19 protein-coding genes are annotated in these 14697 nt (G+C 68.1%); 1 reads left to right on the top strand and 18 read right to left on the bottom strand.

The window, feature by feature from the left end; all coding sequences use genetic code 11:
- From DQ384_RS42945 to DQ384_RS19660, 11 genes are all read right to left on the bottom strand, one after another.
- Positions 1-1387: DEAD/DEAH box helicase (locus tag DQ384_RS42945; protein ID WP_245966611.1), on the bottom strand; the 1387-nt coding region annotated here is incomplete at its 3' end.
- 276 nt (positions 1388-1663) lie between these two features.
- The gene (locus tag DQ384_RS19700) at positions 1664-2065 is read right to left on the bottom strand and encodes an ankyrin repeat domain-containing protein (RefSeq protein WP_114030306.1); all 402 of its coding nucleotides are present in this window, start codon (positions 2063-2065) and stop codon (positions 1664-1666) included.
- Positions 2052-2264 (bottom strand): GH-E family nuclease, encoded by a 213-nt coding sequence (locus DQ384_RS44200; RefSeq protein ID WP_425451472.1) that lies wholly within the window; start codon positions 2262-2264, stop codon positions 2052-2054. Before DQ384_RS44200 ends, DQ384_RS19700 begins: the two co-directional genes overlap by 14 nt.
- Positions 2203-2550 (bottom strand): hypothetical protein, encoded by a 348-nt coding sequence (locus DQ384_RS41325; RefSeq protein WP_181871291.1) that lies wholly within the window; start codon positions 2548-2550, stop codon positions 2203-2205. The genes DQ384_RS44200 and DQ384_RS41325 overlap by 62 nt, the downstream gene beginning before the upstream one ends.
- A 208-nt stretch (positions 2551-2758) precedes the next feature.
- On the bottom strand, positions 2759-3505 hold the full coding sequence (locus tag DQ384_RS19690; protein WP_114030304.1) for an AAA family ATPase: 747 nt from the start codon (positions 3503-3505) through the stop codon (positions 2759-2761).
- Positions 3499-4356: an aminoglycoside phosphotransferase gene (locus DQ384_RS19685; protein WP_114030303.1), complete on the bottom strand. Its 858-nt coding sequence runs from the start codon at positions 4354-4356 to the stop codon at positions 3499-3501. Before DQ384_RS19685 ends, DQ384_RS19690 begins: the two co-directional genes overlap by 7 nt.
- A 1-nt stretch (position 4357) precedes the next feature.
- Complete coding sequence (locus DQ384_RS19680) at positions 4358-5056, bottom strand: radical SAM protein (RefSeq protein ID WP_114030302.1); 699 nt, start codon at positions 5054-5056, stop codon at positions 4358-4360.
- A 154-nt stretch (positions 5057-5210) separates the two neighbouring features.
- The gene (locus DQ384_RS19675) at positions 5211-6059 is read right to left on the bottom strand and encodes a helix-turn-helix domain-containing protein (protein WP_114030301.1); all 849 of its coding nucleotides are present in this window, start codon (positions 6057-6059) and stop codon (positions 5211-5213) included.
- A gap of 32 nt (positions 6060-6091) precedes the next feature.
- Positions 6092-6616: a DUF6879 family protein gene (locus tag DQ384_RS19670; RefSeq protein WP_114030300.1), complete on the bottom strand. Its 525-nt coding sequence runs from the start codon at positions 6614-6616 to the stop codon at positions 6092-6094.
- Entirely contained in the window at positions 6585-6824 is a 240-nt protein-coding gene (locus DQ384_RS19665; RefSeq protein ID WP_114030299.1) for a hypothetical protein, read from the bottom strand. The genes DQ384_RS19670 and DQ384_RS19665 overlap by 32 nt, the downstream gene beginning before the upstream one ends.
- 215 nt (positions 6825-7039) lie before the next feature.
- Positions 7040-7513 (bottom strand): ATP-binding protein, encoded by a 474-nt coding sequence (locus tag DQ384_RS19660; RefSeq protein ID WP_181871290.1) that lies wholly within the window; start codon positions 7511-7513, stop codon positions 7040-7042.
- Positions 7514-7683: 170 nt separating this feature from the next.
- Between DQ384_RS19660 and DQ384_RS19655 the strand changes: the two genes are divergently transcribed.
- Positions 7684-8967 carry an NsdA family TPR-like regulatory protein gene (locus tag DQ384_RS19655; protein WP_114030297.1) on the top strand — a complete coding sequence of 428 codons (1284 nt, stop codon included), beginning with the start codon at positions 7684-7686 and terminating at the stop codon, positions 8965-8967.
- A gap of 95 nt (positions 8968-9062) precedes the next feature.
- On the opposite strand, the gene DQ384_RS19650 is transcribed toward DQ384_RS19655, so the two are convergent.
- The 7 genes from DQ384_RS19650 to DQ384_RS19620 all read right to left on the bottom strand — a co-directional run bounded on the left by DQ384_RS19650 (position 9063) and on the right by DQ384_RS19620 (position 14695).
- On the bottom strand, positions 9063-9941 hold the full coding sequence (locus tag DQ384_RS19650; protein ID WP_114030296.1) for a diacylglycerol/lipid kinase family protein: 879 nt from the start codon (positions 9939-9941) through the stop codon (positions 9063-9065).
- A 121-nt stretch (positions 9942-10062) separates the two neighbouring features.
- A complete protein-coding gene (locus DQ384_RS19645; RefSeq protein ID WP_114030295.1) occupies positions 10063-10935 on the bottom strand; it encodes a M23 family metallopeptidase in 873 nt (290 codons plus the stop codon).
- 262 nt (positions 10936-11197) lie between these two features.
- Complete coding sequence (gene tatC, locus DQ384_RS19640; RefSeq protein ID WP_114030294.1) at positions 11198-12058, bottom strand: twin-arginine translocase subunit TatC; 861 nt, start codon at positions 12056-12058, stop codon at positions 11198-11200.
- Positions 12059-12114: 56 nt separating this feature from the next.
- Positions 12115-12471, bottom strand: a complete 357-nt coding sequence (tatA, locus tag DQ384_RS19635; protein ID WP_114030293.1) for a Sec-independent protein translocase subunit TatA — start codon at positions 12469-12471, stop codon at positions 12115-12117.
- 66 nt (positions 12472-12537) lie between these two features.
- Positions 12538-12726, bottom strand: a complete 189-nt coding sequence (locus DQ384_RS19630; RefSeq protein WP_114030292.1) for a hypothetical protein — start codon at positions 12724-12726, stop codon at positions 12538-12540.
- Between the two features lie 71 nt (positions 12727-12797).
- Positions 12798-13754, bottom strand: a complete 957-nt coding sequence (locus DQ384_RS19625) for a helix-turn-helix transcriptional regulator (RefSeq protein WP_220183018.1) — start codon at positions 13752-13754, stop codon at positions 12798-12800.
- Positions 13751-14695, bottom strand: coding sequence for a helix-turn-helix transcriptional regulator (locus DQ384_RS19620; protein ID WP_114030291.1), 945 nt, complete (start codon positions 14693-14695; stop codon positions 13751-13753). Before DQ384_RS19620 ends, DQ384_RS19625 begins: the two co-directional genes overlap by 4 nt.
- Between the last annotated feature and the right edge of the window lie 2 nt (positions 14696-14697).

The raw sequence follows: 14697 nt of genomic DNA, 5'->3' as shown, positions 1-14697 counted from the left end.
ACGACGGGCGGAAGCTGGAGCGCAGCGGGTAGGTGCGGGTGCTGGCCAGGCCCGCGACGGCCACCGGGTCCGTCCCCGGCTGCCAGGCCACCACCGCGTGCCCCTCGACGTCGATGCCGCGCCGCCCGGCACGCCCGGTGAGCTGGGTGTACTCCCCCGGGGTCAGGTCGGCGTGGGTCTCGCCGTTCCACTTGTCGAGCTTCTCGATCACCACCGAGCGGGCGGGCATGTTGATGCCGAGGGCCAGGGTCTCGGTGGCGAACACGGCCTTGACCAGGCCTCGGGTGAACAGCTCCTCGACGACCTCCTTGAAGGCCGGGAGCATGCCGGCGTGGTGGGCGGCCAGGCCGCGCTCCAGGCAGTCGCGCCACTCCAGGTACCCGAGCACCGACAGGTCCTCGTCGGGCAGGTGGGCGGTGCGCTCGTCCACGATCTGGCGGATCTCGTGGCGCTCGCTGTCGGTGGTGAGCCGGATTCCGGCGTGCAGGCACTGCAGGACGGCGGCGTCGCACCCGGCGCGGGAGAAGATGAACGTGATCGCGGGCAGCAGCCCCTCGGAGTCGAGCTTCTCGATCGCGTCGGACCGGCTGACGCCGTTGGCCGAGCGGCGCGGCCGCGAGTACCCGCGGCGGCCGCGCGCCTGGGCCAGGCGCTGCTCGTCACGGGAGATGCGCATGAGGCTGGGGTTGATGCGCGGCCGGTTGTCCTCGTCGACGAACAGGTCGTACAGGCGGTCGCCGACCAGCATGTGCTGCCAGAGCGGCACCGGACGGTGCTCGTCCACGATCACCGTGGTGTCGCCGCGCACCTCGCCGAGCCACTCGCCGAACTCCTCGGCGTTGCTGACGGTCGCCGACAGGGCCACCACCCGCACCGACTCGGGAAGGTGGATGATCACCTCTTCCCAGACGGCGCCGCGGAAGCGGTCGGCGAGGTAGTGCACCTCGTCCATGACCACGTGGCTGAGCCCGGCGAGCGTGCTGGAGCCCGCGTAGAGCATGTTGCGCAGCACCTCGGTGGTCATGACCACGATCGGGGCGTCGCCGTTCACGCTGTTGTCGCCGGTGAGCAGCCCGACGTTCTTGGCCCCGTAGCGGCGGACCAGGTCGTTGTACTTCTGGTTGGACAACGCCTTGATCGGCGTGGTGTAGAAGCACTTGCTGCCCTGCTCCAGGGCCAGGTGGACGGCGAACTCGCCCACGACGGTCTTGCCCGACCCCGTCGGGGCCGCCACCAGCACGCCGTCGCCCGCCTCCAGCGCCCTGCAGGCGTCGAGCTGGAACTCGTCGAGCTCGAAGTCGTACAGGCCGCGGAAGGAGGTGAGAGCGGGCCCGCTGCCGGCATGCTTGTCACGGAAGGCGGCATAGCGTTCCGCAGGCGTCGTCATGCACTTCAGCCTACCGACACCAGCTTTCCGGTCCCGTCGCCGACCGAGACGATCTTCGTCCACAGCGCGGATTCCTCCTGGCGGCATCCGGCAACGCGGCGCCGGACGGACACAGATCCATGGCAGGACCCGGACCCATTGAACGCATGGCGGCGCTCCCGGCAGCCGTGCCGAACGTAGGCCTGGGGAAAACGATCACACGCTATGGCTGTCAAATCGGCTTCGAACGAGACCCGACACCTCAAATTGTGCCATCAAAACGGCGCCGGCATCACATCACAGGTCCGCGAAATACTGCGCGACGTCATAGTTGGCGATCAACTTGGCCAGCCCTAAGGGGGTCTGCCCATAGTTGTTCTCTCGACATGGGTCGGCGCCCCGCTCTCGCAGGAGCGCCATGAGATCACCCCTACCACGAGAGTTGAATACCGCTACCGACAAGGGCGTATTGCCATGCCTGTTCTCCGCATCAACCTCTGCATCATTGTCAAGGAGTGCTCGGGCGGCATCAACGTGACCTTCCTGCGCGGCCATGTGCAGAGGAACGAAACCGTCACCGTCGACAAGATTGGGATCCAGGCCGGCCGCAATCAGCTCAGATACCCTCCCCGCATCTCCCTTGAGAGCAGCATAGTGCAGCTCGGACCGCCCCTTTCGATCGATACTAGCACTGTTCATGGCGATGACTCATGTTCTCATACGCGTCTTCGGTTTGATATTTTTCGGGATCGTTCTGATGCTTGATGAAATCTTCTCGCGACATGGTTCCTTCCGCCTTTGCCGCATCCCTGGCACGCCCATATTCACTGCCAGGTTTATGTCCATAATGAAACTTGCCGGTAATTGGCTGCAATGTGTTCGGAGATATGCGATTCACCGGCGACGATCTGGAACAGCAGCTCGAGAATCGACTCACGAGCCGTTCTCGAAGGATCTTCGAGAAGAGCAGCGAGCAAGGCGGGTACTACGTAATACGCGGACTCGAAAAGTTGTCCTTGCACCACCACGTGGTTCTCGAGCTCCCAATAGGCGGCCGAGACTTCATCCTCGGCCTGTCCCGCGACGAGTCTTAGAATACTGCCGGGAACATGCTCGGCCGTTCCGCCCGCCATACGCAGGGACTCCCAGTCATGACGGTCCAACTCGACCCGGACTACACTCATCGACGCCGACTCCACCTTCAGTTAGGCGCAGAACGCGATATCGAGCGACAGGCTGGCAGAGGCCCGAGGGGGTACGATTCGAAGCAGCATATAGTTGGCGCAGAAGAGGCGGATTCCAGATGTGGCCTGTGTCAAGGCAGGAGGTCGATGAGGTCGGCGTGGAGCCGGCTGGCGGTCTGAAGGACGCCGGTGTTCATCGTGGGAACCCTCATTCAAGCGAGCCCGGCGATGTCTCATCCAGGACATGATGCAGATAGAAGTCGGGTTTAACGAGGAAGCGTCGCCAGTGGTCCACCAGTTCGAGCCGGTCCCAATCGGTGGGGCGGATGCCGCGGTCACCGAGTTCCAGAATCTGCGCCCCGGGGAGACCGGCGAGAATCGGCGAATGGGTCGCGCAGATGATCTGCCCGCCTTGAGCCGCGACCCGGTCCATAAGCCCGACCAAGCGCAGGCACGAGTGGAATGACAGGGCGGCTTCTGGCTCGTCCATCAAATACAGGCCGGGGCCGGACACCATTCGGTCCAGCACGGTGAAGAATCCTTCCCCGTGGGACTGCTCAGTGAGGTCCTCCTCCCAGAAGCCGTATCGGCCGGACACGTTCCGTCCGAGGTTGAACAGCGTCTCGGCACGGAAGAAGAACGCCCGCCGTTTAAGACGGGGACCGCGGACGAGCCGTAGCCCATCGACGGTCAGTTCTGCTTCGAGGACTTCCCCGAGGGGGGTAGCGGGACCGGTGCTGGCATACCGTGTGCCGGCCTTGCCGCCTTCGGAGTTGATGCCGCACACATCCGCGACCGCTTCGACGATCGTGGACTTCCCCGAGCCGTTCTCTCCGACGAGGAAGGTCACAGGGGCGGTCAGCTCGACCCCATGGGTAAGCGCCTTGACGGCGGGAAGAGTGAATGGCCACCTCGCCGCCGGGCGGGCGGGTACAGCGAGCCGGCTGATCAGCATGGCTCACCGCCTGCCGTGGAAAGGATCCGTACGGCGTGCTCCCGGACCGGGATCCGCAGATCGCGATAGTCGCCAAGGCGCTCAGCGCGATCAAGGATGTGTGCGGCGGCGGACAGCTGCGCCACACGACCGGTAGGCGTGTCGAGAAGGTCGGCGAACACCTCGTGCACCCGGGCCGCCATGTCGGGGACGAGAAGGCTGTGACAGTACAGGAGCGCGGCGCCGTACCCGGCGGGGGCGGCTCCCCAATACTCCCAATCGAGCAGCCACAGGCCAGGCTGGGTGAGGTTGGCCCAGTGCAGGTCGGTGTGCTCCGTCCGCAACGCCGGCATGTGCGGGCGCAGCCGTCGGCCGTAGTAGTCCTCGACACGGCGGACGAACGATCGCGGATCGCGGCAGCCCCGGTTCGTCGGCTGCACGGCCAGCGTGTCGAGCGCCTGGCGCAGCTCGATCCACCATCTGCTGGGAAGCGTGACCCACTCGGTGAGTTCAGGGGTGGATGAGCACGGGGCATCGGACACATAGGTCATCAGCTCGGCGTACATGACGACGGGCGATTCGTCCCATTCGGCGCGGGCCATGACCTCCGGCCGTGGCACACCGGTTATCCGGTTGGCGTCGTGGTTACCGGTCCAGGTGTCGCCGCAGGCCCAGTCGCGATGCTCGGCAGTCGCACGCAACCAGAACCGGCCGCCCCCAGCGCGGAGAGCGGCCGACCCGATGGTGCGATCGTGCCAGCCGAACACCGACTCCCCGATCAGAGACACATCAAGCCGGGTCGCGCCTTCCGACAAGACACGGCGCAGAAAGGCGCGCTGCCCGGACTCAAGGCGCCGGTGCCGGCTGGTCACCTCAGGCCCTACTTGGCGGGGCGGCACTTGTTCGGCTCACAGGCCGGACGCACGGCCACACCTCGCCCGTGGGCGAGATGGCCACCTGCCGATCCCCGCAGTTGCCGCACAATTGATCGACGCCGGGCCCCCTGTCCCGTTCGCCACGGCCTACCTCCCTGAGGTCGTCATAGCCGATCTCCCGCACACCGAGACGTTCCAGGGCGGCGATACCCTGCCCGGTGCGCTGCCGGTCGAGGACCCCGATCACCCCGGCACGCAGGGGGATCCCCAGTTCCACCGCGCGGGCGATGTTCTTCGTCGTGTTCCTGAGTGTCGACCGGCCGGTGATCGATCGGTGTTCCTCGGCCTGGTCGGAGTAGTAGGACGTGGCCAACCGCACGCCCGGGAGCCGGAAAGTCTGCCAGTTGGCCGCTGAGACGTGGACCAGGTTGGTGTAAACCTCGACCTCCATGCCGGTGTCGAGCGCGTGAGAGATGAGCTCGGGGAGATCAGGGTGCAGGGTCGGCTCACCCCCGATGAACTGCCCCATCTTCGCGCCGGCCTGGTAGGTCTGAGTGATGACGCGCCGCCAGTCGGCGGTGGTCATGGTGCCATGGGTCGCATCCGGGCCTGAGGATGCATAGCAGTGGCCGCACGTCAGCTGGCACTTGCCGGTGATCTCCCACCAGGTGAACCGGAGAAGGTCAAGACTTTGCATGAGGTCTCCTGAAAGGCGTGGGGAGGCGCGTCACGACGCCGCCGGGGCTTCGTGAGGCGGGCGCGACGGCTCAGAACAGGTGTAGGCAGACCATGACGGTAGGTAGCCGGGCTTCCCTGCGCCTACGAACTTCTACGAACTTGCGGCCGAGTTCCTACCGGAGATCGTCGATCGCCGCTGCGATCAACGATCGGACGGCCCCTCCGTACACCGCCATGTCGGCGAGTCGGCCGAACGCCTTGACGTACAGAGCGATCTCCCGGGGCTGCGTGACGGTCACCATGGCCGAGAGCAGTTCGACGTTCACCTGATGGTCGTCGAAGACGCTGAAGCCCTCCAGCGGCCACACGGGTCGCCCTCCGGTGGCGAACGGGATGACGCCCAGGCTTACCGAGGGCAGGGCGGCCATGGAGATCAGATGATCAAGCTGCCCGGCCATCACCTCCGCGTCACCGACCTGGTAGTACAGCACGGACTGCTCCACCAGGACGGCGAACCGTGCGCCAGAGTGGAGGACCTTCTGACGCTCCATCCGGACGGCTACCGCCTGCTCGATGTCGTCCGGGATCTCGCGGAAAGTGCTGATGGCAGCCATGAGCGCGCCCACGTAGCCAGCGGTCTGGAACAGGCCGGGGATCAGGAGCGAGTGGTAGAACCGGAAGCGTCGTGTCCGCTCGTACAACGGGATAGAGGACTTCTGGAGGCGTTCGAGACCCGTACGCTGGACTCGCCGCCACTCCACGTACATCGAGGCGACGGCCCGCGAAGAGGCGATCAGATCGCCCACCTGGTCATTGGCCTCGCACACCGAGCACCAGATCTTGATGTCCGCGTCGGACGGCTGGGTCTTGGCGTTCTCGATCCGCGAGGTCTTCGATTCGTGCCACCCGGCGGCCACGGCCAGCGCCCGGGCCGACAGGCCCGCATCGAGGCGGATCTCACGCAGGCGGCCCGCCAGTGCCTCCCGGGCCTGCTGGACGCTGGACGACGGCGACGAGGGCATCGATGCGGGTGCCTTGTTGAGCAGCGAGCCGGTCAGGCGGGGTGGAAGTCGTGGTGGTCGAGGGCGCGTTCCCACACCTGCTCGAACGATTCGAGGCACAGCTTCACGATCGCCGGGTCCTCGGTCAACTCGTCCTCGACGAACGTCCCGTCGCCCGCGAAATGACTGAGCCGGACCAGGCGGTCGTCGAACACCCAGAAGTCGTTGACCGGAAGGGCCAGGTCCGAAGCGCGACGCCGGGCCAGCCACCGCACCTGTTCACCGGCAGCGATGTTGGAAAAGGTGACGTCGTATTCGAAGCGGACATACTCGCTGAGCGGTTCGGACACGACCCGAGCGCGGCGCACCTGAACGCCCCGGGTGACGGAGTCGGCGATGACCTGGTGGAAGGGGCTCCACCACCCCTCTCGGTCCGCCGGATTCTCACGGTGACCGGCCCGCCACGCGGCGAACCGGCGTGACCCGGGATCGTAGACGTCGCGCATCTCCAGATGCACCGCCGACCGCCGGGCACCGGAGATCAGCTCACCGAACGACGGAACCGGAACCGTCTCCACCGTTTGCCTCCAGTACGAACGGGATCATCCGCAAGGGGAATCGTATGATCGTCTCGTTCTTGGGCACGGTCCCGATCTCCGCCTGCGTCTCGGCGTCGGTGATCCTCCAGCCTTGCAGGATGAGGTCGCCGGTCGTCTCATCGAGCCACACCGCCGGCGAGTGGTCGCTGTCACTTTCCGGGTCCTTTCCGATGAACCGTAGTCCCATGGAACCCTCCTTTGCGTCAAAGTGTGCACGGACTCGAGGGATCAACGCTCGCCTGAGAAGGCATGACGGTCAAGGTGTTCGCACCGGTAACCGACGCCATGGCCAGAGCCGGACAAGCCGGCGGAACATTCGGAACGTCATGAAGGTTGACGCCGAGCCGTCCCGCCCGACAGACGGCGGACCGGCCGAAGGACGCTACGGCGTCGTCCTCACGCTCACCCGTCCTGGACCTCCTGATAGGTCGATCGGCGATTGGCCGGTGAGATCGGCGGCCCGTCCGCCTGCGGGGGTTCGCGGGGGTCGAGGGTGAACCAGACCGTGCAGCCGGTGGTGTCCTTGACGAAGCCCCAGCGCCTGGAAAGGCCGCGGACCAGGTGCATCCCGCGTCGGCCCTCCGCCAGGGCATCGGCCGGGGCGCGGCAGACGCACGGCACCGTCGCGCCTCCCCGGTCGGTGACCTTGACCTGGACGGTCCCGTCCCACTCGACGAGGACGGTCACCGGAATCTCCGGTGACGCGGTGTGGGCCACGGCGTTGGTGAAGATCTCCGAAAGCAGCAGCAGGGCGTCGTCGCGGCGGGGATGGTCACCGAGGATCTTCCGCAGCCACCGCCGGGCCTTCCCGACAGACGCCTCGTCACCGGCGAAAACGGCGTTCTCCTGCTGTCCGTCGTGGGAATAGATTCTCATTCGTCCGGGTGTCCTTCTCCAGGGGGAACCTTGCCTCAAGACAACCGGGCAGGGCCGGTACACCGACGATCTTCGCGCCGTCATTCGGGACGACTTTTCTTTGCCGATGGGCTTTTCTTCTCCGGACTTTCGATTACCCTCCGAATTGGGTCGATCACGCGGAGGTGGGCATGGGGCGACAGGGAACGCTGTTCGAGCAGGCGTGCGCCGATCGGGGGTGGGACCGGCCGGCCGCGTTCCTGGCCGCGTTCACGCAGGCGGCATACATGGTCGGCGAGCCGGTCGAGCTGACCGACCGCCAATTCCGGCGCTGGTGCCTGCCCAACCCGCCCCGACCCCGTCAGAAGGCCTGGCGCGTGCTGCACGCCATGTTCGGGGTCAACCCGGCGGACCTGGGTTTCCCACCCGCGCCTTACGGTGAAATAAACCCATGCAGTTTTCTAATAACGGATCAAATAGAGGAATCGGACGTGAACCGTCGTACATTCGTGACGACTGCAATGGGAACGACGGCCGGCGCCGCCCTCGGCGCCTTCACCCCTCCCGAAGCGGTCGGCACGCCGCACGTCCAGGAGCTGCGCGCGGGCCTGCGCGCACTCCGCACGCTCGGCGACGCCCACGGCGGCAGCGAGGTCCGCGCCCTGGCCGTCCGGCACCTGCACCGGATCCGTCGCATCATCGAGACGAGCACCTACTCCGACTCGATCGGCCGCCAGCTCCGCCTGCTGGCCGGCGAGACCGCGAATCGCTGCGCCTACCTCCACTTCGACGCCTGCGAACAGGACAAGGCACGCCACTACTGGAACGAGGGCCTGACCATCGGCACCACCCTCGACCACACCGATCTCAAAGTGCAGTCACTGGCGATGCTCGGCCTCCAGGCGAACTACGAAAAGCGACCGAGGCACGCTCTCGACCTGTTGGCCGCCGCACGTCATCAAGCCCAGCCTCTCGGATCTCCTGTCCTGCTGTCGATCATCGCTAGCCGTGAGGCACGTGCTCTCTCACTCATGGGCGACCATGCGGGCGCTCGCGCCGCCCTGACCCGAGCCATGCGCATTTTGGAGCGACCGCGAACAGGACCGCCATCTCCTGATTGGACGGCCTTCTACGACCAGTCAGAAACCGAGGTGATCCAGGCCCATCTGTTCACCGACGCCGGCAAGCACAAGGCTGCGATCCCGTACTACCAGTCCTCCGTTGCCCACACCGGAACATCATTCGGACGCAACCGCGCAGGCAGACAATTCGTTCTGGCCCAATGCCTCGTGCAAGCAGGCGAAGTCGATGACGGTGCATCCCTCGCCATCATCGCCCTCGGCCAACTCCGTGAGATCTCGTCCGGCCAAATACGCCGCCGTGCGGTAGAAGCACGGGACACACTGGCCGCGGTCGACTCCGCCGGCGCCCGCGAGTCCGCCGACGCGCTGACGCGACACCTGAACTCTAACTAGGCACATCCACCGGCCGGACGGAGTGATCATGGACGAGCTGATTGGACCTCTCGTAGGGCCGGACCGGTATCCGTCCGCGGGTGAGCGCCATCGGATCAAGGAGTGATCACGCGTAACGCGCCGGGGACGATCTCGCAGGTGAGGGGCAGGAGGCCGAGGCGCTCGCCGTCGGCGTAGGCGATGACGTCCGGGGCCTGGACGGTCACCTGCCGGGCGCGGTGGGTGGTGATGGCGGGGTGGCCGAGGTGGGTGCCCCGGTAGACGCGGGGGAAGACCCGCAGGAAGGCCGCCGTGGGCATCGGGCCCACCACGAGCACGTCGAGCAGGCCGTCGTCGGGCACGGCCTGCGGGCACACCCGCATGCCCGCGCCGTAGGACCCGGTGTTGGCGACGGCCACCAGCATGGCCTCGCGCTCGGTGGTCTCCCCGTCCAGGGTGACCGTGAACGGGATGGGCGCGAAGGACCGCAGCTCCTGGAGCATCGCCAGCAGGTACTTGGCCGCGCCCGGCGGGCGGGTGAGCAGGTTGGCCCGCTCGTTGACCTTGGAGTCGAAGCCGCAGGCCATCACCCCGGCGAACCACTCGCCGCCGCCGGTCCTGGCCGCGTCGACCACCCGCGTCCTGCCCTCGGCGACGACACCGGCCGCCGCGACCGGGTCCCTGTGCGGGATGCCGAGGGCGGCGGCGATGTCGTTGCCCGTGCCCGCCGGGATGACGCCGAGCGGGACGTCGGTGCCCGCGACGGCCTGGAGCGCCAGGTGTACGAGCCCGTCGCCGCCGAACGCGACCAGCGCGTCGGGCTGCTCGGCGACGGCGGTGCATGCGCGTTCGAGCGCGTCGTCGGCCGAGGTTCCCACGATGACCGACACCGGCCGGCCGCCCTCCCGCAGTCGGCGCACGACCGGGTCGAGCAGGCGCAGGGTACGGCCGCCACGGGCCGCGGGGTTCACGAGGACTACGAGCTCACCAGCCACAACCGGAACCTATCCGCACGAACCCATCCGATCTAGGGGTGAGGAGGGGATCCCTGCCACTCCCGTGCCGGACGGGCCGGGCCCGGCGCCTCCCGGGGATCCGCTCGGCGCAAGGAGGTGATCAGCAGTCGGGGATCTGGGCACCGCTGTTGTCCCTGGCCTCGTCGTTGCCCCAGCGGGCGAGGTAGTAGGCCGACACCCACTGGTTCTGCCACGGGTTGCCCGAGTCGAGGTCGGTCCTCAGCCACCAGTGGTTGTAGGCGCTTCCCACCTGCACGATCGGGCCCCACGCGCGGCAGTACACGTACTGGGTGCCCTGGTTCAGCGTGCCCGTCCGGACTCCGCCCGGCGAGGAGTACCCCGGCGCCGCCGTGAAGATGTCGACCCAGTACTTCGCCGGGCCGCCCGCGTCACAGTTGCGGCTGGTCTCGGTGTGCTGGCCGTACGACCAGGTCACGGGGATGAGGTGCCCGTCGACGGTCGCCTGCACGACCCCGCCGTTCAGCTTCTGCTCGTAGTGCAGGTGCGCCCCGGTGGTCGCGCTTCCGGTGCTGCCGACGGTGCCGATCTGCCGGCCCCGCCCGACCACGGCGCCGACCCCGAGCGCCCGGCTCGCCATGTGGAGATAACGCGTCGTCCAGCCCCCGCCGTGGTCGATGACGATGGTGTTGCCGGCGTCGCTGTAGAAGGTCGACGTGGTCACCGTCCCGGCTGCGGACGCCAGGACGGGGGTGCCGGCCGTGGCGCCGCTCTGGGAGATCATGTCGACCATGTACTGGCTGGCGTGCCCGCTGTGCGTGGAGGTCGTCCACCGCTGCCCGCACGGGACGGGCAGTTGGAAGGCCGGCGCCGCCAGCACCGCCGGAGCGTCATCGGCGGGGTCCGCGTGGGCCGCCGACGCTCCCGTCCCGAGCGTCAGGCCCAGCGCCGTGATCGCGGCGACGAGCGCCGCCGTGACCCTGCCGGCCTTCGACAAGCGGGCGATGGTTCCCATCGGCGTTCCTTCCCTGCCCCCGATAGGGCGGCATCGCGAAGATCTGCCTCGATGGAACCGCAGAAGAGATCGTCCGCCTACCTCCCATCTGTGAGGGGGGAGCGCACTATGCCAGGGCGGGCCCTGCCCGGACACGACGAAGCCACCGCACGGCGAAGCGTGCGGCGGCGTGGTCGGTTCGAAGGGTTACCGGAGGCCCGCAGGCAGCGCGAAGCGGCTCGTGGGCCGGATCATCGCCTGGAGGCGGCGCGTAGCGCCGCGGCTAATCCACGGACGGACCGGCGCCCTGGCCGTCCAGCTCCTCGGCCAGCTCGCGCTGGCGCTGGGCCTCCGCCTGTTCCTTCCTGCGATCGTGGAAGTACATGAAGACCTCGGCGATCATGAACATGCCCACCATCGGCACGGCCAGCGCCAGCATGGTGATCGGGTCCTGACTGGGCGTCGCCACGGCGGCGAACAGGAACATCAGGAAGACGACCATGCGCTGGTGCTTGCTGACCAGCTTGAACGGCAGCACGCCGATGAGGTTGAGGAAGACCATGAGCAGCGGCAGCTCGAACGAGAGCCCGAAGATGATCAGCATCGCCATCAGGAACCCGACGTACTGGTCCATGCTGATGAGCGGGATCACGTTGCCGGGGGCGAACCCCAGCAGCAGGGACAGGCCCTTGTCCATCGTGAGGTACGCCAGCGCCGCGCCGGCCACGAACAGCGGGACGGCCAGCGCCAGGAACGCGATCGAGTACCGGCGCTCGTTGCGGTAGAGCCCCGGGGTGACGAAGGCCCAGAGCTGGTAGAGCCAGATCGGCGCGGCCACCACGACGCCGAACATCAGGGCGACCTGGAGGTTGACCATGAAGCCTTCGAAGACGCCCTGGACCACGAGCGTGCACTGGTTGTTGAGCTTGTGCGCGGCGGGCAGGCGACAGTACGGACCGGTCATGAACGTCCACAACCGGTCGAAGAAGACGAAGCCGATCACGGTGCCGACGATCAGGCCGAGCATGGCCTTGACCAGTCGGTTGCGCAGCTCACGGAGGTGATCCATGAGCGACATGCGCCCCTCGGATTCGGGGGCGACCTGGCCGTTGTCGGCCGGGCTCGACCGTTTCAGCAGTGCCATCCGGCGTCCCTGTCTTCGCGGGCGGTCAGATTATGCGGGCCGTACGGGACCTGTGGTCAGACGGAGCCCTGGTCCTTGGGCGTCTGCGCGGCGGAGGAGCCGCCGACGGTGGCCTCGCCGGCACGCGCCTGCGACGTGGTGCGCAGCTTGGCGTTCTCCTCTTCCAGGAGGCGGAGCCGGTCCTCCACGGACGGCGCCGCAGGCTGGATGGGCTGCGGCTGGACCACGATGGGCTGGGCGTTCGCCTGGGCGGCCCTGGCGTCGTCCTCCTCGTGGAGCTTGGTGGTCTCCTTCTTGAACAGCCGCAGCGACTGACCCAGAGCCCTCGCGGTGTCGGGAAGTTTCTTGGCGCCGAAGAGCAGCACCAGGACCAGCCCGATGATGATCAGCTCGGGCGCACCCAATCCACCCATGTCACATCCTTAAAGCAGACAGACGTGCAATCTCAGGTCGATCGTACGCTGCCCCGGATACATACTTCACCCCTCCCGGCCTTTCAATGCTGCCGCGGAGGGGGCGGGGGCGGGCCTGACGGTCTCCAGACGGCCGGCGGTCCGCTCGATTTCACGTGTCAGACCTCGTACGGCCACCAGCACGCGCGCGGTCAGGAACCCGAGCGGGACCAGGCCGGCGACGGCCAGGCCGACCGCGACGTAGATCCACATCATGAGGTGGCACTTTACCCAAGGCGGAGGCGAAATATCGCGGTTCGATCACATCGCAGGGCCGTGAGACGCCCTCACCGGGCGGACTCGTACAGCCGCAGCGCCGCCGAGGCCTCCTCGCGCACCCGCAGCGCCAGCGACTCCGGGGCGGTCACCCGCCCGCCGTCGCCGAGGCGCAGCGCCAGCCGTACGAGCCAGCCCTGGTCGCGGGCGCGCAGCGTCACCCGCAGCCGGCCCTCCCCCAGCTCGGTGACCTCCTCGCACGGGTAGTACTCGGCGACCCAGCGGCCGGCCGGGGTCAGCTCCAGCTCCACCAGCTCGTCGGTCGGCGAGGGCCGGAAGACCCCGTCGGTGACGTCGATCGGCTCGGCCTCGGCGGGCGGCTCGGCGGGCACGTCCAGCACCTGGACGCCGATGATGCGGTCGAGCCGGAACAGCCGCATGCCGTCGGCGCGGTAGCACCAGCCCTCCAGGTAGGAACGGCCGTCCACCATCACCAGCCGGGTCGGGTCCACCTCACGCGGGGTGATCTCGTCGCGGCCCGGCACGTAGTAGCGCAGCGACAGCCGGCGCCGCCTGCGCAGGGCGTCGGTGACCGTCGTCATCGCGTCGGGCGCCGCGTCCAGCTCGAAGGCGACCTGGCTGCTGATCGCCGCGGCACCCTCGCCCGCCGCGCTCTCCAGCTTGGCGACCACCCGGGCGAGCGCCTCGCTGTCCCGGAACTCGGGCAGCTCGGCGAGCATGCGCAACGCCACCAGCAGCGCGCTGGCCTCGTCGACGCCCAGGCGCAGGGGACGGGCGATGGTCTCGGCGTTGTCGATGAGGATCTCGCCGCCGTCCCAGGAGACGTCGATGAGGTCTCCCGGGGTGTGACCGGGCAGGCCGCACATCCAGACGAGCTGCAGGTCGTCGATGAGCTGCTTCTCGGTCAGGCCGAACAGCCTGGCGACCTCCGGCACCTGCGCGCCCGGGTGGGACATGAGGTAGGGCACCAGGGCCAGGAGCCTCGGCAGGCGGTCGGCGGTGCTCACGCCAGCGCTCCCTTCAGCTTGCGGATGACCGCCTCGCGGACGTCCGGCGGGTCGAGGACCTCGGCGTCGGACGCGAAGCCGACGATCGACCCGGCGATCCACTCGGGGTCGGCGAAGTCGAGCGTCACGACGTCCCAGCCGTCGTCTCCGGGGCGGACGGTGCCCGTCTGGCGCAGCCACAGGCAGGTGCCCACGCGGACCCGGACGGTGGCCGCCCGCTCGGGCAGCAGGCTGTCGCGATGGCCGACCATGGAGCGGATGTCGACGTCGTCCGGCACCGTGACCGCGCCCGGGCGCCCGACCGGCGTGACGGGGCCGCTGATCCGGCTGAGCCGGAAGACGCGGGGGGCGCGGCGCTCGCGGTCGTGGCCGACCAGGTACCAGCGGCCGCGGCGGCTCACCACGCCCCAGGGCTCGACGGTGCGGGTGAGCATGACCTCGCTGCCGGCGGCGCGGTAGTCGAACCGGACGACCCGGCGGTCGCGCACGGCCTCCCACAGGCCCGCGAAGGCGGGGTCGCGGGTGTCCACGCGCAGCTCCAGCGGCCCGGCGGCGGACTCGTCGGTCTGCACTCCCCCGGCCCTGAGCTTGAGCAGCGCGCCGCTCGCGGCCTCGGCCAGGGTGGCGCGCTGCCACACCTGGGCGGCCAGGCCGAGCACGGCCGCCTCGTCGGCCTCCAGCGTGATCTCGGGCAGCTCGTACGCCTGGCGCTCGATGCGGTACCCGGGCTCGTCCTCCCAGGGGTCCTTGTGCACCTGGACGGGGATGCCGATCTCTCGCAGCTCGGTCTTGTCCCGCTCGAACATGCGCTGGAAGGCCTCGTCGTTCCCGGCGTCGTAACCGGGCACGGCGTGGCGGATCTGCTCCGCGCTGAGCGGGCGCCGGGTGGCGAGCAGGCAGATGACGAGGTTCAGCAGCCGCTCGGTCTTCCGCCGAGACATCG

This window comes from Sphaerisporangium album (assembly GCF_003323745.1).
Classification (GTDB): domain Bacteria; phylum Actinomycetota; class Actinomycetes; order Streptosporangiales; family Streptosporangiaceae; genus Sphaerisporangium; species Sphaerisporangium album.
Note: the sequence above shows the minus strand (reverse complement) of the source record. Positions and strands in the feature narration are given on the sequence as shown.